This is a genomic window from Croceicoccus sp. BE223 (genome assembly GCF_031457155.1).
Taxonomy (GTDB): Bacteria; Pseudomonadota; Alphaproteobacteria; order Sphingomonadales; family Sphingomonadaceae; genus Croceicoccus.
The window spans coordinates 85,896-105,437 of record NZ_JAVDWB010000006.1; the positions used below are offsets into that span (position 1 = coordinate 85,896).

Annotated in this window: 21 protein-coding genes and 2 tRNA genes; 9 read left to right on the plus strand and 14 right to left on the minus strand. The window is 66.9% G+C overall.

The genetic code is table 11. The features are described 5' to 3' along the window. A complete protein-coding gene (zapE, locus tag J2X37_RS12780; RefSeq protein WP_310021875.1) occupies positions 1-1,116 on the plus strand; it encodes a cell division protein ZapE in 1,116 nt (371 codons plus the stop codon). 127 nt (positions 1,117-1,243) lie between these two features. Then, a complete protein-coding gene (locus tag J2X37_RS12785; protein WP_310021877.1) occupies positions 1,244-1,948 on the plus strand; it encodes a pirin family protein in 705 nt (234 codons plus the stop codon). Here the strand turns inward: J2X37_RS12785 and J2X37_RS12790 are convergent, their stop codons facing one another. The 3 genes from J2X37_RS12790 to J2X37_RS12800 all read right to left on the minus strand — a co-directional run bounded on the left by J2X37_RS12790 (position 1,949) and on the right by J2X37_RS12800 (position 5,554). Continuing rightward, positions 1,949-2,608, minus strand: a complete 660-nt coding sequence (locus J2X37_RS12790; protein ID WP_310021879.1) for a hypothetical protein — start codon at positions 2,606-2,608, stop codon at positions 1,949-1,951. It abuts the gene before it with no gap. Between the two features lie 157 nt (positions 2,609-2,765). Further along, positions 2,766-3,995 (minus strand): pyridoxal-dependent decarboxylase, exosortase A system-associated, encoded by a 1,230-nt coding sequence (locus J2X37_RS12795; protein ID WP_310021881.1) that lies wholly within the window; start codon positions 3,993-3,995, stop codon positions 2,766-2,768. Next, a complete protein-coding gene (locus J2X37_RS12800; RefSeq protein ID WP_310021883.1) occupies positions 3,992-5,554 on the minus strand; it encodes an acyl-CoA ligase (AMP-forming), exosortase A system-associated in 1,563 nt (520 codons plus the stop codon). The genes J2X37_RS12795 and J2X37_RS12800 overlap by 4 nt, the downstream gene beginning before the upstream one ends. 71 nt (positions 5,555-5,625) lie before the next feature. On the opposite strand from J2X37_RS12800, the gene J2X37_RS12805 reads away from it, so the two are divergent. After that, entirely contained in the window at positions 5,626-5,901 is a 276-nt protein-coding gene (locus J2X37_RS12805; protein ID WP_310021885.1) for an acyl carrier protein, read from the plus strand. 3 nt (positions 5,902-5,904) lie between these two features. On the opposite strand, the gene trxB is transcribed toward J2X37_RS12805, so the two are convergent. The 4 genes from trxB to thiE all read right to left on the minus strand — a co-directional run bounded on the left by trxB (position 5,905) and on the right by thiE (position 9,682). After that, complete coding sequence (gene trxB / locus J2X37_RS12810) at positions 5,905-6,867, minus strand: thioredoxin-disulfide reductase (protein WP_310021887.1); 963 nt, start codon at positions 6,865-6,867, stop codon at positions 5,905-5,907. A gap of 95 nt (positions 6,868-6,962) precedes the next feature. Further along, positions 6,963-7,667 (minus strand): M23 family metallopeptidase, encoded by a 705-nt coding sequence (locus J2X37_RS12815; protein WP_310021889.1) that lies wholly within the window; start codon positions 7,665-7,667, stop codon positions 6,963-6,965. Next, positions 7,664-8,896, minus strand: a complete 1,233-nt coding sequence (locus J2X37_RS12820) for a L,D-transpeptidase family protein (RefSeq protein WP_310021891.1) — start codon at positions 8,894-8,896, stop codon at positions 7,664-7,666. Before J2X37_RS12820 ends, J2X37_RS12815 begins: the two co-directional genes overlap by 4 nt. Before the next feature lie 111 nt (positions 8,897-9,007). Next, complete coding sequence (thiE, locus tag J2X37_RS12825; protein WP_310021893.1) at positions 9,008-9,682, minus strand: thiamine phosphate synthase; 675 nt, start codon at positions 9,680-9,682, stop codon at positions 9,008-9,010. Positions 9,683-9,778: 96 nt separating this feature from the next. Between thiE and J2X37_RS12830 the strand changes: the two genes are divergently transcribed. Beyond that, positions 9,779-10,189: a hypothetical protein gene (locus J2X37_RS12830; RefSeq protein ID WP_310021895.1), complete on the plus strand. Its 411-nt coding sequence runs from the start codon at positions 9,779-9,781 to the stop codon at positions 10,187-10,189. A gap of 60 nt (positions 10,190-10,249) precedes the next feature. Here J2X37_RS12830 and J2X37_RS12835 read toward each other — a convergent pair whose 3' ends face one another. Genes J2X37_RS12835 through tkt form a run of 5 tightly spaced genes read right to left on the minus strand, consistent with a single transcriptional unit; the run spans position 10,250 to position 15,863 of the window. Further along, entirely contained in the window at positions 10,250-11,122 is an 873-nt protein-coding gene (locus J2X37_RS12835) for a fructose bisphosphate aldolase (protein ID WP_310021897.1), read from the minus strand. Between the two features lie 31 nt (positions 11,123-11,153). Then, positions 11,154-12,353 carry a phosphoglycerate kinase gene (locus tag J2X37_RS12840; protein ID WP_310021900.1) on the minus strand — a complete coding sequence of 400 codons (1,200 nt, stop codon included), beginning with the start codon at positions 12,351-12,353 and terminating at the stop codon, positions 11,154-11,156. Further along, entirely contained in the window at positions 12,350-12,823 is a 474-nt protein-coding gene (locus J2X37_RS12845) for an MOSC domain-containing protein (protein WP_310021902.1), read from the minus strand. The genes J2X37_RS12840 and J2X37_RS12845 overlap by 4 nt, the downstream gene beginning before the upstream one ends. A gap of 18 nt (positions 12,824-12,841) precedes the next feature. Beyond that, entirely contained in the window at positions 12,842-13,849 is a 1,008-nt protein-coding gene (gap, locus tag J2X37_RS12850; RefSeq protein ID WP_310021905.1) for a type I glyceraldehyde-3-phosphate dehydrogenase, read from the minus strand. Positions 13,850-13,862: 13 nt separating this feature from the next. Further along, the gene (gene tkt, locus J2X37_RS12855; protein WP_310021907.1) at positions 13,863-15,863 is read right to left on the minus strand and encodes a transketolase; all 2,001 of its coding nucleotides are present in this window, start codon (positions 15,861-15,863) and stop codon (positions 13,863-13,865) included. Positions 15,864-16,184: 321 nt separating this feature from the next. Between tkt and J2X37_RS12860 the strand changes: the two genes are divergently transcribed. From J2X37_RS12860 to J2X37_RS12875, 4 genes are all read left to right on the plus strand, one after another. Beyond that, complete coding sequence (locus J2X37_RS12860; protein WP_310021909.1) at positions 16,185-16,394, plus strand: hypothetical protein; 210 nt, start codon at positions 16,185-16,187, stop codon at positions 16,392-16,394. Next, positions 16,394-16,750, plus strand: a complete 357-nt coding sequence (locus J2X37_RS12865; RefSeq protein ID WP_310021912.1) for a cell division protein ZapA — start codon at positions 16,394-16,396, stop codon at positions 16,748-16,750. The genes J2X37_RS12860 and J2X37_RS12865 overlap by 1 nt, the downstream gene beginning before the upstream one ends. 349 nt (positions 16,751-17,099) lie before the next feature. Next, complete coding sequence (locus J2X37_RS12870) at positions 17,100-17,678, plus strand: 5-formyltetrahydrofolate cyclo-ligase (protein WP_310021914.1); 579 nt, start codon at positions 17,100-17,102, stop codon at positions 17,676-17,678. A 1-nt stretch (position 17,679) separates the two neighbouring features. Beyond that, positions 17,680-17,925, plus strand: coding sequence for a DUF2842 domain-containing protein (locus J2X37_RS12875; RefSeq protein WP_310021916.1), 246 nt, complete (start codon positions 17,680-17,682; stop codon positions 17,923-17,925). An 85-nt stretch (positions 17,926-18,010) separates the two neighbouring features. Here the strand turns inward: J2X37_RS12875 and J2X37_RS12880 are convergent. Both J2X37_RS12880 and thyA read right to left on the minus strand, forming a co-directional pair. Continuing rightward, positions 18,011-18,087, minus strand: a tRNA-Asp gene (locus tag J2X37_RS12880). 140 nt (positions 18,088-18,227) lie between these two features. Continuing rightward, positions 18,228-19,190, minus strand: a complete 963-nt coding sequence (gene thyA / locus J2X37_RS12885) for a thymidylate synthase (protein WP_310021917.1) — start codon at positions 19,188-19,190, stop codon at positions 18,228-18,230. A gap of 195 nt (positions 19,191-19,385) precedes the next feature. On the opposite strand from thyA, the gene J2X37_RS12890 reads away from it, so the two are divergent. Beyond that, positions 19,386-19,462: transfer RNA gene (locus tag J2X37_RS12890), tRNA-Pro, on the plus strand. Positions 19,463-19,542: the final 80 nt, after the last annotated feature.

A 19,542-nucleotide genomic window follows, 5' to 3' on the forward strand; every position in this document is an offset into this window, starting at 1 on the left:
ATGGCCGGCATGTTCGCCCGTTACGAGGCGCTCGTTGTCGCGGGCGAGCTCAAGCCCGACGCGGAACAGCGCGCCGCGGCGCAGCGGCTCGACGCCTTGCAGAATGCGCTGGAAGCGGCGCCGAAAGCCGGCGGCCTACTTACGCGCCTGTTCGGCTCGGCGCCGCGTCCGGCCCCGCGCGGCGTCTACATGTGGGGCGGCGTCGGGCGCGGCAAGTCGATGCTGATGGACCTGTTCCACGAAACGCTGGGCATCGCCGCCAAGCGCCGCGCCCACTTCCACGAATTCATGCTCGACGTCCACGCACGCCTCCACGAAGAGCGCAAGAAGGAGAGCGGCGATCCGGTCATCCCGGTGGCCGAGCGCATCGCGGCGGAGGCCCGTGTCCTCGCCTTCGACGAAATGGTCGTCAACAACTCCGCCGACGCCATGATCATGAGCCGCCTCTTCACCACCCTGATCGAGCGCGGCGTGACGATCGTCACGACATCCAACCGCGAACCGAGGGAGCTTTACAAGGACGGGTTGAACAGGGAGCATTTCCTCCCCTTCATCGCGCTGATCCGCGAACGGCTCGACGTCGTCACCCTCAATGGGCCGACCGATTACCGGCTTGAGCGCATGGGCGGCATGCCGGTCTGGTACACGCCGACCGGGCCGGAGGCGACGGCACGGGTGCGCGAGCTGTTCTACCGCCTCACCGACTATCCGCCCGAAGATGCCAAGAACGTCACCGGCTGCGACCTTCCCGTCGGCCAGGCGCGCACGATCTGGGTGCCGAAAAGCCTGAAGGGCGTCGCGGTGTTCTCGTTCAAGCGGCTTTGCGCAGAGGCGAAGGGGGCCGCAGACTATCTCGCCATCGCGCGCCATTATCATTCGGTCATCGTCGTCGGCATTCCGCGCATGGGGCCCGACCAGCGCAACGAGGCGGCCCGCTTCGTGACCCTGATCGACGCGCTCTACGAACATCGGGTGAAACTGATCGCCACCGCCGATGCCGAACCGGCCGATCTCTATGCGGCGGGCGACGGGCGGTTCGAGTTCGAGCGCACCGTCAGCCGGCTGATGGAGATGCAGTCGGCCGAATATCTCGCCCGCGGCCACGGCGAGGACTGACGCCGCGCCGGCGGAGCTGCTGCGGGCACACCGCTGTGCCTTCTTGAAGGGTGCAGTCCCCTCGCCACATGGCACCCATGCCGGCGGCCCCGCATGATCGGGCAACCCCGCCGATGTGAAAGACGACATGATCGAAATCAGGCCCTTCGACGCCTTGGGCAAGGCCAACCACGGCTGGCTCGACACCAGCTACCACTTCAGCTTTTCGGACTACCACGATCCCGGGCGGATGGGCTGGGGCGCGCTGCGCGTCTGGAACGACGACTGGATCGAGGCCCGCTCCGGCTTTCCGCCGCACCCGCACCGGGACATGGAAATCATCACCTATGTCCGCAAGGGCGCGATCAGCCACCGCGACAGCCTCGGCAATGAAGGCCGCACCGGCGCGGGCGACGTGCAGGTGATGAGCGCGGGGACCGGCATCACCCATGCCGAATACAACCTCGAGGACGAGGCGACCGAGTTGTTCCAGATCTGGATCCTGCCCGATCGCACCGGCGACAAGCCGCGCTGGGACCAGAAGGCGTTCCCCTCGGGCGATCGCGCGGGCCGCTGGGTCACGCTGGCCGATGGGCGCGGCGGCGACCTGGCCGAAGGGGTCATCGCCCTCAACGCCGATGCGCGGCTGCTGGCCGCGACCCTCGGCAAGGGGGACACGGTGGACCTGCCGCTCGAACCGGCGCGGCACTACTATCTCGTCCCGGTGAACGGTGCGGTCGAAGTGGGTGGCCAGGTCGCGCATTCGGGTGACGGCGTGGCCATCACCGGTGAAGACCGGCTGACGGTCACGGCCAAGGACGCGGTCGAACTGGTTCTCGTCGAAACCCGCTGATCAATCGGGCGCGGCGCGCGGATCGCTGTCGGCAAAGATCGACAGGATCCGCCGCTGCGCCTCCAGCCGGGCCTGGGTGCGGGCGATATCCTGTTCCAGACGCGCGATCTGCGCGCCGGCCAGCGGGGCCGCCTCTTCCAGTGACAGCACCAGCCGGACGCGGCGCCACAATTCGTCGCAGCGCGGCGTGCACATGGTCACGACCAGATTGCCCGATCCGGCCAGCAGCACCTGAACCCGCGCGCCGGTCAGCATGTCACGCATCTCGGCAAGCAGCGAAAGGGCCGAGGCGGGCAGCATGTCGGCATCGTCGATCACCAGCAGGGTCCGCGCGCGTTCCGGAACGTGGGGCGCGGTCCGCTTCTGCGGGAGGCCTGCGATGGCGCAGATACTCTCCCGCGCCAATCGGGCCGCGAGATTGAGGCCGGTCTCGCCGCCTTCGATCCGAACCGTACGGTGCAGACCCGGGCCGACGAGGCGGACGAGTTCGCCCAGCATCGCGGCCCGTTCGCTGCGCCGTTGCGCGGTTAGCACCAACGCCGCATCGCCCCTTCGCAGCGCCTGCAGACCGCAATGGAGCGTCTTTGCCGGACCGGCACGGAGGCTGGCGAACGGCTGCTCGGCTCCACTCGGCGAAAGATCGGAATTCCTATCGAACATTGCGACCAATCCTCCTTTCCTCCCAGCGGGATAGTGCGTCATCATGGCTCTGGGCAGAAGAGGAGTTTCCTCCATATCGCAAGAATTCCGGCATTAACCATGCGGGATAAACAAGAGCGCGGCCCGGCAATAGCTCCGCATCGGAGGCAAATGACCCTCAGGCGAGGATCTCGACCGCCGGCGCATGGCCGAGGAACGCCGCCGGACTGGCGCTGGCGCCATAGGCTCCGGCGCAGAAAATGGCGATCACGTCCCCGTCGGCAATGGGCGGAAGGGCGACCTTGTCGGCCAGTCGGTCGATCGGGGTGCAAAGACGGCCCACCACCGTCTGTTCGTAATCTGCGGCCGAGGCATCGAACCGGTTGGCCACCGCCACCGGATAGTTGCGCTTGACCACCGTGCCGAAATTGCCTGACGCCGCCAGTTGATGATGCAGCCCGCCGTCGATCACGACGTAGCATTCGCCGTGGCTGTCCTTCACGTCGAGCACGCGGGAGAGATAGACCCCCGCCTCTCCCACCAGGTAGCGGCCCAACTCGATGGCGAAGTGCGTGTCGGCATAGGCCCCGGGCAGCGCCGCCAGCGCTTCGCCGAGGGCAGCGCCGACCGCCGCGATGTCGAGCGGGGTGTCGCCGGGGAAATAGGGTATGCCGAACCCGCCGCCCAGGTTGCAGTGCGGCAAGGCGACGCCCGCGTCTTCCGACAGGCGAACCGCCAGCGCGAGGGTCTGGGCTTGGGTCTCGATGACGGCGTCCGCGTCAAGCGCCTGGCTGCCCGCGAAGATATGGAAACCGCGCCATTCGGCCCCGGCCTCGACCACGCGGCGCACCAGCGCGGGGACGCGGGCCGCATCGATGCCGAAGGGCTTCGCGCCCCCGCCCATCTTCATGCCCGATCCCTTGAGGTCGAAATCGGGGTTCACCCGGATGGCAAGGCGGGGCGCGATGCCGAGCCGTTCGCCCGCCGCCAGAGCCCGATCGAGCTCTCGGGCCGATTCGAGATTGAGCGTTGCCCCGGCCGCGATCGCTGCCGCGATCTCCGCGTCGTCCTTGCCCGGACCGGCAAAGCTGATCCGCGCCGCGTCCATCCCGGCCGACATCGCCATCGCCAGCTCTCCGCCCGAGGCGACGTCGAAGCCGTCGACAAGACCCGTCATGCGCGCGAGCAGCGGCGCGAAGGAATTGGCCTTGATCGCATAGTGAATCGCGAGCCGCGCGGGCATCGCGCTACGCAAATAGGCGATGCGGCGATCGATCATCGCCCCGTCGTAGACGAACAGCGGCGTTCGGCCCGCCTGCGCGATCCAGTGCGAGGCACGCTGGCCCGCGATGACCAGTTCGCCGTCTCGCGCTTCGTAACCCGGCGGGATCGGACCCATCGGCTTCATGTTCGCTGCTCCGCCAGTTCGAGGGCGAGGCCCGCCCGGTCGATTTTTCCGGTCGCGCCTCTGGGCAAGGCATCGCGCCAATGAATGGCCTGCGGCTGCATGTAGCTTGGCAGTTCGCGGCGCAGCGCCTGTACCAGATCGGTCGAAACGAGATTGGCATCGAGCCCGGGCGCGGCGCGCGCGACGAGGTGCACCGCCTGCCCCATCGCCGCGTCCGGCACCCCGAGCGCGACGCATTCGGCGACCAGCCCGGTGGCGAGGGCCGCGTCCTCGATCTCCTGCGGACTGATCCGCTGGCCCAGCGACTTGATCATCGCATCGCGCCGCCCGACGAAGTGGAGCAGGCCAAGCTCGTCATAGCGCACCCGGTCGCCGGACCAGACGGCGGTGCCGCCATGGCGCGAGCCGGATGGCGCGGGCCGGAATCGTTCGGCGGTCCGCTCCGCATCGCGCCAGTAGCCTTGTGCGACGAGCGGCCCGGCATGGACGAGTTCGCCTTCCTCGCCCGGCCCTGCCAGCGTGCCGTCATCCTTCACCACCACGACCTCGGCATGGGGAATCGCCCCGCCGATCGCGGTCGGATGCGCGTCGATCATGTGCGGCGGCAGGAAGGTCGAGCGGAACGCCTCGGTCAGGCCGTACATGGCGAAGAGCCGTGCCTTCGGGAAACGTGCGCGGAGCGCGCGGACCAGCGGCTCGCCCAGGGCGCCGCCGCTATTGGTCAGGTGCCGCAGCGGGGCGATCGCCTCTTCCGGCCAGTCCTGCTCCAGCAACTGCGTCCAGAGAGGCGGCACGGCGGCGAGCGTGGTGATCGCGTGCTTCGCCACGGCCCTCACCACCTCGCGCGGCAGCAGGTAGTCGATCGGGACCACCGCGCCGCCCGCGAACCACGTCGAAAACAGCTGGTTCTGGCCGTAGTCGAAGGCCAGCGGGAGCACCGCGAGCGTGCGATCGTCGGCGGCCAGTTCGAGGTACGACGCAACCGATTCGGCACCGAGCCACAGGTTCGCATGGCTCAGCATCACCCCCTTGGGCCGCCCGGTCGAACCGCTGGTGTAGAGAATTGCGGCAAGCGCATCGGTGTTGGCATCAACCGGCGGTAGCGCAGCGGAAGTCGCCACGTTTGCTTCGACCGCGTGATCGTCGACGACCCGGCACCTGCCCGGCACGTCGCCCGGTTCCAGACCGCCCAGCCTGCCTTCGTTACCCACCAGCAGGACCGCGCCGCTGTCGGCCAGGATATGCGCGACCTGCGCTCGCTTGAGCAGGGGATTGACCGGAACGTGGACCAGCTCTGCGCGCGGCGCGGCCAGCGGCATCAGGCAAGTCAGCCAGCCCTTGCCGGCCCATGTTGCGACCCGGTCGCCGGCATTGAAACCCTCCCCCGCCAGCCAACCCGCGAGCCGGGCGACCTCGGCCTCGAGGGCGGCGTAATCGAGCGTCCGGTCCTTCAGCACCAGCGCGGTCGCATCGGGTGCGCCACACCGGGTCAGCCGGTCGATCGGCTGCGTGATTGAGAGGCGGTTTTCCGTAACGGGATTCGCGGGTGTCATCGCCATGCCGCATAGCACGCGGCCGACTTCGCGCCACGCTTGCCTCGCACCCGCGCAGTAGCTAAAGCGCGCGCCTTATGTGCGAGGTTACACCTTCCGAGCGCTCGACGGACCGTCTGTTGCGCGAAATCCTGGCCGACGTTCTGGCGATCGCGCCCGAACGCGTGGCCGCTTTCGACGCAGATACGGAACTGTTCGGCGCTCTGCCCGAACTCGATTCGCAGGCCGTTGCCGGACTGCTCACCGAAATCGAGGATCGCTGCGGCATCATCATCGAGGACGAGGATGTCGACGGCGAGATGCTGGAAACCTTCGGCGCGCTTCTCACCTATATCGAGGCGAAACAGGGCTGAGGCCTATTCCGCCGCCTCGCGCTCGAACTCAAGAGTGGCGAGGAAGCGTTCCGCGTCCAACGCCGCCATGCAGCCGGTGCCCGCCGCTGTGACCGCCTGCCGATAGGTGTGGTCCATCACGTCGCCGCAGGCGAAGACGCCCGGGACCGCGGTCTTGGGCGTTCCCGGTTCGACCACGATGTATCCGCTTTCGTCGAGCTCCAGCTTGCCCTTGAACAGTTCGGTCGCGGGCGCATGGCCGATGGCGACGAAGGCGCCCTCGGTTTCGAAGCGGCTGATCTCGCCCGTCACCGTGTCGCGCAGCATCAGGTGCGTAAGGCCCTTGCCGTCCTCGCCCTCGAAGCTTTCGACCGTCTTGTTCCACAAGGTGCTGATCTTCGGATTGGCGAAGAGCCGGTCCTGCAGGATCTTTTCGCTGCGAAGTTCGTCGCGGCGGTGAATCAGGGTGACGTCGTCGGAGTGGTTGGTGAGATAGAGCGCCTCTTCGACCGCGGTGTTGCCGCCGCCGATGACGACGACCTTCTTCCCGCGATAGAAGAACCCGTCGCATGTCGCGCAGGCGGAGACGCCCTTGCCCGACCAGGCCTGCTCGCCCTCGACGCCCAGCCACTTTGCCTGCGCCCCGGTGGCGATGACCAGCACGTCGCCGACGTATTCGTCGCCGCTGTCGCCCTTTGCGGTGAACGGCGAGCCGCCCGCGATGTCGATGTCGACGATCGTGTCCCACATCATCCGCGTGCCGACGTGCACGGCCTGCGCCTCCATCTCCTGCATCAGCCAGGGACCCTGGATCACGTCGCGAAAGCCGGGATAGTTCTCGACGTCGGTGGTGATGGTGAGCTGCCCGCCGGGCTGAAGGCCCTGCACCACGATCGGCTGCATCCCCGCGCGCGCACCGTAGATGGCCGCCGAAAGGCCAGCCGGACCGGAGCCGACGATGAGCATGCGAGTGGTGTGGATGGTCATGGATTCGGTCCCTCTTGCGCTGGGTTCCGCAGATAGGGGAGCGCAGGGATTTTGCAATGCCGACCCGGCCTGACTGGCCCGCGATCCGGCCGCTGTCAGCGAACCGGCCGCAGGATCGGATAGGGGTTGATCGGCGTGCCCTCCCACCACGGGTCGCCTGGCCCCATGCGCAGAATCTGGAAATGCAGGTGCGGCACGGCGGGATTGGCGTTGCCGGTCGCCCCGACGGTGCCGATCGGCTGACCGGCACGGACGAAATTGCCTTCCTTCAGACCGGGGCGGTAGCCAAGCAGGTGGGCGTAGTAATACATGCGCGAACCGTCGGGGCTGCGCACGTAGATGGTATTGCCGCCATCGTCCGAAACGAAGAGCTTCTCGACGCGCCCTTCGGCTGCGGCAAGGACCGGGGTGCCTTGCGGCACGATGATATCGAGCGCGTTGTGCAGGCGGTCGCCGCGCGGCGCCGTGTAGGTGTCGACGAGATCGGCGGCCTTCACGCCGGCGACGGGGATGCGCAGCGCGCCGCCCGACAGGTTCGACGCGACCTCCATCTCCGACTGCCCGGTGCCTTGCGAGCGGAGATCAGCAGCAGACACGATCGGCGCGTTGCCGCCGGTAGCATCGCCAACGGCTTTTGGAGAAGTCTCCGTCGCAAGCTCGCTGTCAGTGTAACCCAGCAGCACGATCCAGCCGAGCGAGGTCACCAGCGCGGTGACGACGATCAGGCGCAGGTTGGGCCAGAAGCGGCTCTTGCGCTTCTGACCCGCAACCCCGCTGGCGCTGACCGTCGGCTGGCTCATGCCTGAAACAGGACCTTCGTTTTCTGAGACACCATCTCGGCGAGGCGAGCGACGTCCCAGTTGGTCAGGCGTACGCAGCCATGGCTTTCGGCGCGACCGATTGTTTCGGGATGGGGCGTTCCGTGGATGCCGTAGTGCTCCTTGGAAAGATCGATCCAGGCGACCCCGACCGGACCGTTCGGCCCCGGGGGAAGCTGCTGCTTCTCCTCGTGATCGGGTACGTCCCAGAACAGCGAGGGATCGTAAGCGAACGGCGGATTGTGCGCGATACCGAGGATCTTCCATTCGCCGAGCGGCAGGGGATCGTGTTTCGATCCGCTGGTGATGGTGAACGCGGCGATCAGCTTGTCTTGTGCGTCGTAAGCCTTGAGCGTGCTGTCCGACTTGTCGACGACGATGCGCGCTGCCTCTGGCTGGTCGGTGCCGACACCCAGCATGCGCAGGGTGTCGCGCCAGTCGTCGTCGGTCTCGGCCTTGGCGTCGATGAAATCGGCACCGATGTTGGGAACGCGGATCTGCTGTCCGGCCTTGAACACGCTGGGCGGACCGGCCTCGGCGACGGTGCTGGCGCCCGATGCGGGGGGGCCTGCCGTGGATGTGGCGGTTGGCGTCGGTGTGCTTGTGGAGGCCGGGGTTGCTCCGGCGGCCGGGGCGGAAGTGGCCGGCATGCCGTTGGGGTTCAGCATCTTCAGCGTTTCGACCGTGGTGTGGAAGCGCTCGGCCAGTTTCTCGTCGAGCGACTCGTATCCCATCTGCGTCATCTTCGCCTGGTCCGCCGGATCCTCGGGGATCTTCTCGAACCGGCCGATGGCGAAATCCTCCGGAACCGTCACCACGCGGGTCGCGGCGATGTCGTTCCAGCGCCCGAGCGCCTGCTCTGTCGCGTCGTCGATCTCGCCGGTTACCGGAAGCGAGTTCGCTTCCTGGAATGCATTCAGCGCGTTCTTCGTGGAGATTCCGGACTTGCCGTCGATCACCCCCGGCGAAAAGCCGAGCCGATCTAGAACCACCTGCGCCTGCATCATCGGGCGGGCTTCGCTGTCGGGCATGTCGATGGCATCGGCATCGCCGCGATCGTTGCTGCGCATCGCGTCCGCCATGTTGTTGTCGGCTTCGGGTGCGGCGGTCGCGCTTGCCTCGGGCGCGGAGTCGGCGGCGGGTTCGTCCGAACAGGCGGACAGCGCCAGCATGACCGGAAGGCCGAGGAGAAGTGCGGATTTGCGGATCATGTATCGTTTCCCGAAGACGTCTGATGTCGTCACGGGAAACGCACGAGTGCGAGCTTGGGTCCGCCCACGCTGCGAAGGATGTGCCGCTCAGTCGTCGGAGTCGGTCTCGTCCTAGGCAAGCGGCATCGGTTCGCTGTCCGGATCGGGCGGCGGTGCTTCCGCGATGGCCTTGGCGAAGGCCTTTATCGCGGCCACCTCGTCACCGCCCCAGACGGCGCTGGACACGGCGAGGAAGTCCGCCCCGGCACTGACCAGCGGGGCGCAATTGGCAGGGGTGATGCCGCCGATGGCGACGCTGGGCAGTTCGAACACGCGGAACCACCAGTCGAGCAGTTCGAGGCCTGCACGGTGCTCGGTCGCCTTGGTTTCGCTTGAGAAAAAAGCCCCGAACGCGACGTAATCGGCCCCGTCCTCGCCCGCCTGCATCGCCAGGTGCCGGCTGGCGTGGCAGGTGACGCCGATCTGCGCCTCGCGGCCCAGGGCCTCGCGAGCATCCTTCACCGCGCCGTCGCCCTGGCCCAGGTGGACGCCGTCGGCGCCGAGCCGCTTGGCCAGCGCGATCGAATCGTTGACGATGAAGGCGACATCCCGGTCGGCGCAGATACGCTGCAAGGGTTCGGCAAGCCGCGCTGCCTCGTGCTGGTCCACGTCCTTCACCCGGAACTGGAACGCGCTCGCCAGACCCTTCCCGGCGTCGAGCGCGCGGGCGAGCCGGTCGGGAAAGTCCCCGGCAACGTCGCGCGGGGAAATCAGGTAAAGCTGGCAGTCAGGAAACTTGGCAGACATGTCAGCCGCCCTATGCTGTGGTGCTGCCCGGTGCAAGCGGAGCGTGCGGGAACCCTGGGGCGCACCCTGTGCGTTGCCTGGCAAAAGGAGAGACGAATGCGATTTGCCACGATTTCCGCCATCTTGATGGCCACGACGCTGACCGCCTGCGCCACGGTGTCGGACCAGCCCATCGTCGACAACGGACCCGCCCAGCCGATGGGCAGTCTTGTCGCACTGGGTCAGCCGGTCGCAGTCGGCTCCGACATCGTCGTCACCCCGACCAAACTCTACGAGGACAGCCGCTGCCCGACGGGCGTACAATGCGTGTGGAGCGGGCGCGTCGTGGTGACGACCCGGATTGACGGCCCCGGCTGGCGCGAAACCGTGAATCTGGTGTCGGGCGAGCAGCAACGCGTGCGCGACCACGATTTCCTGCTGATCGAGGTGTTGCCGGCGCAACGACCGCAGTCGGGCATTCCCGAGGGAGACTACCGTTTCAGCTATCGCATCGATTACCGTCTCTGACCAAAAAGGCCGCCCACCGGATTGGAGGGCGGCCCACGATTTGGTCAGATCGCAGCGCGATCAGGCCACGCTGGCAGCGTGGATCTGGTCGATCGCCTTACCGAGGACGCCGTCGAACTCCGCGTCGCTCTGCCCCGCGCGCAGGTCCTGCAGCAGGCCGCGGCTGAAGCTGGCGATCATGCCCTTGTTCTTCGCCAGTTCGGCACAGGCCTCGTCGGTCGAATAGCCGCCCGACAGCGCGACCACGGCCAGCACCTTGGGGTGGGCGATTAGGTCAGCATAAAGGTTGGCTTCGACCGGGATCGACAGCTTGAGCATGACCTGCTCGTCCATGCTCTCGAGGTTGCTGAGGATTTCGGCCTTGAGGATCTTCTCGCCCTCGGCGCGGCCCTCGGCCTTGATGTTGTATTCCGGCTCGAGCATCGGAACGAGGCCGTGCGAGAGGACCTGGCGCCCGACTTCGAACTGCTGCGCGACGATCGCGGCGATGCCCTCGGCATTCGCTTCGTTGATCACCGAACGCTCCTTGGTGCCGAACACGCCAAGGCCCTTCGCGCGGGTCAGCAGCGCGTCGAGATCGGGCATCGGCTTCATCAGCTGGACGCCGTTGGCCTCATCCTCGAGCCCCTTGTCGATCTTGATGAAGGGCACGATGCCGCGGTCGATCAGCGCCTGCGGGGTCGGCTTGCCGTCGACCAGGCCGTCCATCGTCTTTTCGAACAGGATCGCGCCGATCACCTTGCCGTTGCCGAAACAGGGCGAGGTGATGATGCGGCTGCGCATCTCGTGGATCTTGGCGAACATCTCCTCGTCGCCGGACCATTCGTGATCCTCGACGCCGTAACCGCGCAGCGCCTTGGGGGTCGAGCCGCCCGACTGGTCGAGCGCGGCGATAAAGCCCTGCCCGTCGGCGATCTGCTTCTTCATGTCCATGTTGCTTCCCTCTCTTGATGATGGCCGCCGCTTAGAGCGACAGGGCGGCCACGCCGGGCAGTTCCTTGCCTTCCATCCATTCGAGGAAGGCACCGCCGGCGGCTGAAATATAAGTGAAATCCTGCGCGACACCGGCGTGATTTAGCGCGGCCACGGTATCGCCGCCGCCTGCCACCGAGACGAGCGAACCTTCCTTCGTCAGCGCCGCAGCGGTCCGGGCGAGCGCGACGGTGGCGGCGTCGAAGGGCTCGGTCTCGAATGCGCCCATCGGGCCGTTCCAGACCAGAGTGCGGCAGGTCTTGAGCACGTCGCCGAGCGATTCGACGGCCATAGGCCCGACGTCGAGGATCATCTCGTCACCAGCCACTTCGTGGACGTTGCAGGTGCGCAAGCTGGCCGGGTTGGCGGCGAATTCCTTCGCGACCACGACATCGTAGGGCAAGTGCACGGTGCAGCCCGATGCGTCGGCGGCATCCATGATCGCCTCGGCCGTCGACGTCAGGTCATGTTCGCACAGCGACTTGCCGACATCGACGCCGCGCGCGGCGAGAAAGGTGTTGGCCATGCCGCCGCCGATGATCAGGTGGTCGACCTGCCCGACGAGGTGCTTCAGCACGTCGAGCTTCGAGGAGACCTTGGCCCCGCCGACAACGGCGGCGACCGGCTTGTCCGGGCTGCCCAGCGCCTTGTCGAGCGCCTCCAGCTCCTTCTGCATGGACCGCCCGGCGTAGGATGGCAGAAGGTGGGTCAGCCCCTCGGTGCTGGCGTGGGCGCGGTGCGCGGCGGAAAAGGCATCGTTGACGTAGAGGTCGCCGTTGGCGGCGATCGCCTTTGCGAATTCGGGGTCGTTCTTTTCCTCGCCCGGCCAGAAGCGGGTGTTTTCCAGGATCGAAATGTCGCCGGGGCGCATGATGCCGATGGCCTGCGCCACGATCTCGCCGGCCACTTCGGGCACGAACATGATCTCGCGGCCCAGCACGTCCTGCACCGCGTCGACGACCATCGACAGACTCATCACCGAACTGCGCGCGCCCTTGGGCCGCCCGAAATGCGCCAGCAGCATCACTTTCGCCCCGGCGTCGGCGAGTTCGAGGATGGTCGGCGCCGACGCGTGGATGCGGGTCTTGTCGGTGACGCTGCCGCCGTTCATCGGCAGGTTGAGATCGACGCGGACGAGCGCGACCTTGCCCTTCACGTCACCGATGTCGTCGAGAGTGCGGAACTGGCTCATTGTTCGATCCTTATCGTGTCGCCGGTCCTGATCGTGCCCTCTGCCAGCACGCGGCCGAGCACCCCGCCCCGCCAATCGGGAAGGAGCGCGGCTTTCAGACCGGGGTGGATTTCTTCCATGCGGCTGCACGGGTCGCATTCCTGCACGATCTCGATCACGACCGCTTCGCCGATGCGCACCCTGGCGCCATTGTTGCGGGGCAGCGCCAGCCCTTCGACCAGCAGGTTGGCGCGGCGTTCCTGCCAGCCGATGGCATCGGGGGACAGGCCAAGGTCGTGCAGGGCGCTGGCCCAGCTTTCGGCCTCTATCAACGAGACCTGCCGCTTGCGCGGACCGTCGGGCCGCATCGCGCCGCGATAGTCGCCGACGACCCCTTCGCGAAGGGTGACCGCGACTTCGTCGACAAGCTGCATCGGCCCACGCGGACGATCGTGCCGCGCGATGCCGCCCAATCGTCCCGTGGTGCCCATGAACCTGTCAGCCCTCGCTCAGAGGAACTTCGCCATCACGCCGGCGGTGTCGATCATCCGGTTGGAGAAGCCCCACTCGTTGTCGTACCAGCTGACGACGCGGGCCAGCTTGCCTTCGAGGACCGCGGTCTCGAGGCTGTCGACCGTCGAGCTGGCGGGATAGTGGTTGAAGTCCGACGAGACGAGCGGCTGGTCGGTGTAGTCGAGCACGCCCTTCATCTTGCCCTGCGCAGCGGCCTTGAGCGCGGCGTTGATCTCTTCGGCGGTGGTGTCGCGCGAAGGCGTGAAGACGAGGTCGATCAACGACACGTTCGGCGTCGGCACGCGCACCGAGGAACCGTCAAGCTTGCCTTTCAGCTCGGGCAGGACCAGGCCGACCGCACGGGCAGCGCCGGTGGTGGTCGGGATCATGTTCTGCGCCCCGCCGCGCGCACGGCGCATGTCGGAATGCATCTGGTCCAGCATTCGCTGGTCGTTCGTGTAGGAATGGATCGTGGTCATGAAGCCACGCTCGATGCCGAGCGCTTCCTGCAGCACCTTGGCGACGGGGGCGAGGCAATTGGTCGTGCACGAGGCGTTCGAGACGACATCGTCCTCGGCGGTCAGGGTGTCCTGGTTGACACCGAAAACGATGGTCTTCGACACGCCGGTCGCGGGGGCCGAGATCAGGACCTTCTTGGCGCCAGCCGCGATGTGCGGACGAGCCGCTTCGTCGGACTGGAAGAAGCCGGTGCACTCGAGCACCATGTCGATGCCCATCGCGGCATGCGGCAGCTTGCCGGGCTCACGCTCGCTGGTGACGGCGATCGTCTTGCCGTTGACGGTGATGCTGTTGTCGCCAGCCTCGACCGTGCCGGGGAAACGGCCATGGGTCGAATCGAACTGGAACAGCAGGGCGTTGGCCTTCACGCTCGCCAGGTCGTTGATCGCCACCAGCTCGAGATCGTGGTCGGTGCGTTCCAGGATCGCACGCGCCACCAGTCGGCCGATGCGCCCGAAACCGTTGATCGCAACCTTCGTCGCCATGTTCAAACTCCTCTTAGGCTTGCAGCTTCGCTTTGATCTGCGGGACAATCGCGTCGACGGTGAAGCCGAAGCGTTCGAAAAGGACTTCGGCCGGGGCCGACGCGCCGAACCGGTCGAGGCCGATGTTGAGGCCGTCGCGCCCGGTATAACGCTGCCAGCCGAGCGTCGATCCGGCCTCGATCGAGACGGTCAGCACGCCGGCGGGCAGGATGTCGGCGCGGTAGGCGGCGTCCTGCGCGTCGAACAGCTCGGTGCAGGGCATCGACACGACGTCGGCGCCGATGCCGTCCGATTCCAGCGCCTTGGCGACATTCACGGCCAGTTCGACTTCGGACCCGGTGGCGACGATCACGACCTTGCGCTCCGCCCCTGCCGCGACAAGGCGGTAGGCGCCCCGGGCGCTGCGGTTCGACGAGGCGCTCCAGTCAGCATCGCCCTCCCCGCGAAGCTGCGGCAGGTTCTGGCGGGTGAGCGCGAGGACCGAAGGCGTCTTCGGCGTCGACAGCGCCAGCGCCCAGCATTCCGCCGTCTCGATGACATCAGCGGGGCGATAGACGTTGAGGTTCGGGATCAGGCGCAGGCTCATCACCTGCTCCACCGGCTGGTGGGTCGGGCCGTCCTCGCCCAGCCCGATCGAATCGTGGGTGAGGACGTAGACGACTTCGGCCTGCTGCAGCGCCGACATGCGGATCGCGTTGCGGGCATAGTCAGAGAAGATCAGGAACGTGCCGCCATAGGGAATGACGTCGCCGTGCAGCGCCATGCCGTTCATGCATGCGGCCATGCCGAATTCGCGGATGCCGTAATAGATGTAGCGACCGCCGTAGTTCTCCGCCGTCAGCGGATCGGTCGACTTGGTCTTGGTGTTGTTCGAACCGGTCAGGTCGGCACTGCCGCCGATCATCGTCGGCAGCGCGGCGGTCAGCACCTCCAGCGCCATCTCGCTCGCCTTGCGGGTCGCGACCTTCTTGGGATCGCCGGCAAGGTCGGCGATGTAGCCTTCGAGCGCGGCGCTTGCCGCGCTGTCGCCTTTCGTCGACGCCTGATGATAGGCGGCACGGCGGTCGGCATCGCTGTCGAGGCGGGCCTGCCAGTCGGCGTGCGCCTTGCGGCCGCGTTCGCCGGTCGCCTTCCACGCGGCGTCGATCTCGGCCGGAATGACGAACGGCTCGGCCGTCCAGCCCAGAACCTCGCGCGCGGCGGTGATCTCGGCATCGCCCAGCGGCGAGCCGTGGGTGGCGCTGGTGCCCTGCTTGTTGGGGGCGCCCTTGCCGATGATCGTCTTGCACGCAATCAGCGACGGGCGCGGATCGGCCAGAGCCTCGTCGATGGCGCGGCGGATATCGGCGGGATCATGTCCGTCGCAACGCACCGTGTGCCACCTGGCCGAAGCGTAGCGGGCCTCGATATCCTCGTTCGAGGAGAGTTCGACCGAACCGTCGATGGTGATGTTGTTGTCGTCCCACAGCACGATCAGGCGGCCGAGCCCGAGATTGCCGGCAAGGCCGATCGCCTCGTGGTTGATGCCTTCCATCAGGCACCCGTCGCCTGCGATCACCCAGGTGCGGTGATCGACGAGATCGTCGCCGTGCCTGGCATTCAGGTGACGCTCCGCCACCGCCATGCCGACCGCCATGGCCAGGCCCTGGCCCAGCGGGCCGGTGGTGCATTCGATGCCGTCGATCAGGAAGTTTTCCGGGTGCCCGGCGCAAGGGCTGCCGAGCTGGCGGAAGTTGCGGATCTCGTCCAGCGTGGGGTGCGCGTAGCCGGTCAGGTTCAGCAGCGCGTAGACCAGCATCGAACCGTGGCCGGCAGAGAGCACGAAGCGATCGCGGTCGTCCCACTTGGGCGCGTCGGGATCGAACTTCACGTATTCGCTGAACAGGACCGTCGCGACATCGGCCATGCCCATCGGCATACCGGGATGTCCCGAGTTGGCGGCCTGGATGGCGTCCATGGAAAGAGCGCGGATGGCGTTGGCCATCTGGGCCAGGCTGGTGGTCTCGGTGGTCATGATCGTCGCGTTTCCCCGATGAGCGTGCGGGTGCAGGTGATTCGTTGACGCAGCGCATGGGGGGATGCTGCGCCTGCGTCAAGCTGGCCACCCGCTGCGAGAGGTTACGGACGCACCGCAATCGAATGCGACTGGCGACATTGGCCGCTGATCGGGCAAGTCGCGCCATCCCGTCGCACCGCAGCGTCCGCATATCGCTTTTCGGCAGGAGAGCGCTATAGGCGCCCTTCGCAAGCCTTGCAGGGCCGCTATCTGCGGCGACTGGCGGATGCCGCGAGGCGCGGCGACTGCAAAGGCAATCAGGAGACTATGGTCAAGGTCATGGCGGGATCGGAACGACAGGAAACGGAAAGCGCGCTCGACCGGCTCGACGCGGTTCTCGCGCGGCTGGAAAAGGCAGTGGTGCGACCCAACGCGGCCGAGAGCGAGCTGCGCATCCTGCGCCAGGCGCACGAGGCGATGCGCGCCAAGGTGGGCCATGCGCTGGCCGACCTCGACGGCCTGCTCGAGGAATTCGGGGAGCACGGCTGATGGCCAACATCGATCTGGAGATCGGCGGCCGCCGTTTCGCCGTTTCGGTCCAGCCGGGCGAGGAACATCACATCGACCTGCTGGGCCGGATGATCGACAGCCGCGTGCGCGACGCCAATGCCGTGGGGCAGAGCGAACCGCGCATGCTGCTCTACGGCGCGCTGCTGCTCGCCGACGAGGTCCACGCCCTGCGCGAGGGGGAGAAGGACCCTCTCGTCCAGCAGGCCGCGGAGCGCGAGGAAAGCAAGGCCGCCGCGAAAGAGGCGGACCGCGCCGTCGCCCGGCGCATCGATTCAATCACCCAGCGCATCGAAAATATCGTCCGGCACCTTGAGGGTGAGAGCCGCGACGCCTAGATCAGGGGCGACGGGTTCTGCCCGGCACGAGCCGACAGAACATCCCTGAGGCTATAACCAATCCTAGGGGGCTGTCCCTTGGCTGGCTCGTGGGTCGGCTGAAACGGCCTCCACCTGATGCTTAGGCGTCAGAGGATTTCATACGGTAAACGACCAGCGGCGGTTCCCGTCACCGTTTCGGGGCACTTTTGCACCCAGGCCGGCCTGCGAACGGCGCTCTCGTGCGCTTCCGGTGCTCACGACCAGGAGGTCGCCGCGCGCCGGTTCTCCGACGGCACCCTTCCCGGCACGGCCTGAGCGCAAATCTGCTCTCGAAACCTTCGACCTTAACGGCAGGGGGATTCGGATTTTGGACAAGGCGGGATTGCGGCGTCGGCTGCGGGACAGGCGACGGGCGCATGTGGCGGGGCTGGACGACAGCACGCGGGCGCTCCTGTTTCGCAGGCCGCCTTCGCCGGTCCTCGAACTCGTACCCAAGGGCGCCAGCGTCGGCTTCTATCATCCCGTCCCGACCGAGGCGCCGACCGGCGGCTATGCCCGCTTCTTCTTCGAGGCGGGCCACCCGATCGCCCTCCCCCGCTTCGCGGCGCGCGGTGAGGCGATGGATTTCGCGGCTTGGGCCGACCCCTACGACGACAGCGACCTCGTCGTGGCCCCGTACGGCTCGCTGCAGCCCGATGCCGACGCGCCGGCCGTGGTCCCCGACGTTCTCTTCGTGCCCCTGCTCGGCTTTACGGAGAGCGGCGCGCGGCTCGGCCAGGGCGGCGGGCATTACGACCGCTGGCTGGCGGACCATCCCCAGTCACTGCCGATCGGGCTTGCCTGGGACGTGCAGAAGGTCGACATGCTGCCACTGGAACCGCACGACCGGCTGCTGGCCGCGGTCGTCACTCCCACCCGGCTTTACGGCCCGTTCGAGGACGCATAGGATGAAGCGGCAGGACGATCGACGCGGCGACTGGCAGCCGACCTGGCGCAAGCCTGTCGGCATCCTCGCGCTGATGCTGGCGATGGCGATCTACATCGTCGTCGTGGTGACCCTAATCGAGCCGATCTCGCGCTGGCCGGTCCTGCTGCAGGTGCCGGTCTACCTCGTGGTCGGTGTGGCGTGGCTGCTGCCGCTGAAGCGGTTCCTGATCTGGATGGAAACGGGTCGATTCTCGCCGCCCGAGTAGGCTCTGGTCGCTATAGAAGCGACGGCGCGAAACGATTGACCGGACACGAAAAAGGCCCGCTTTCACGGGCCTTTTGCTTCCCAAGTGGCGCGAGTGACGGGGCTCGAACCCGCGACCTCCGGCGTGACAGGCCGGCGCTCTAACCAACTGAGCTACACCCGCTAACTTGACGCTTGCGATGGCGTGCACCCCTTGGGGAGCCGCGCATCTATGGGAGCGGTCGCGGCCTGTCAACGCCCATCCGAACCCTTTTTGAACTTTTTTGCAGCCGCCCGTTTCACCCCTTCGCCGGCCTTGCGCGATCACACCGCGACGGGCGCGGAAATGTGTGCCTGCGGGGTGTAATCGTGCACCGCGAAATCCTCGATCGTGTAGTCAAAGATCGTGTCCGGGCGGCGCAGCAGCTCAAGCCGCGGCGAGCCGGACGGGATGCGCGACAACTGCTCGCGCACCAGCGCCTCGTGATTGAGATAGAGGTGGACGTCGCCGCCCATCCAGACGAAGTCGCCCGGCTCCAGCCCGGCCTGCTGCGCCAGCATCACCTGCAGCAGCGCCGCCGACCACAAGTTGAACGGCAACCCCAGCGCCACGTCGCAACTGCGCTGGAACAGCAAGCCGTTGAGCTTTCCGTCCGCGACATGGAACTGATAGGTCTTGTGACAGGGCGGGAGGGCCATCGCGTCCAGCTCCGCCACGTTCCAACCCTCGAGGATATGGCGGCGGCTGCCCGGATTGTCGCGCAGGCTGGCGACGAGCTGCGCGACCTGGTTGATGCCTTCGCCCTTGCGATAGAGGCCGTCGCCCGCCGGGACGTAAGTGGGCCAGTCGACCCACTGCTTGCCATAGACCGGCCCGAGATCGCCCCACTCCTCGGCAAAGGCCGCGTCCTCGGCGATCCGCTGCGAGAAATCCTCCGCCGAGATGTCCTCACCCGTGGCGCGGCGATACTTGTCGAGCGGCCAGTCGGTCCAGATGCCGACGCGCTGCTGCACCAGCGGCCGGATATTGGTGTTCCCGGTCAGGAACCACAACAGTTCGCGCGTCGCCGTTTTCCAGTAGACGCGCTTGGTCGTGATCAGCGGCATCTGTCCGTCGGACAGATCGAAGCGCATCGTCTGCCCGAACAGCGACCGCGTGCCGACTCCTGTCCGGTCGCTCCGTTCCGAGCCTTCGGTCCAGATGCGTCGCATCAGCGAGAGATACTGATCCTCGTAATGCGGCGAACGGTCGTCGGCGTCGGTGCGATCTTCAAGCTGGCTGGCCATGCGCGAAACAGTAGCACCCGGCGCGGCAAACCCAAGAGGGCGGCGCACAAAGTGTACGGAAAAGCGGCCTGCGAATTCCGGTCGCGAAACATTCGGCAAAATTGCCGATTGCCCGCTTGCCAGCCACGGCAACCCCGCTTATAGGCCCGCTCCTGCCTCGCCGCTGCGGTTCGCCGAAGCGGCAGACCGATCGGTCGGGGAGTAGCTCAGCCTGGTAGAGCACTGTCTTCGGGAGGCAGGGGCCGGAGGTTCGAATCCTCTCTCCCCGACCACTTCGGCCCTGCGGCCGCGCGCGGATTTACGGACACTTCTGGCGATGAACGCGAAGTGCGGGCCGCCTATACGCTTGGCG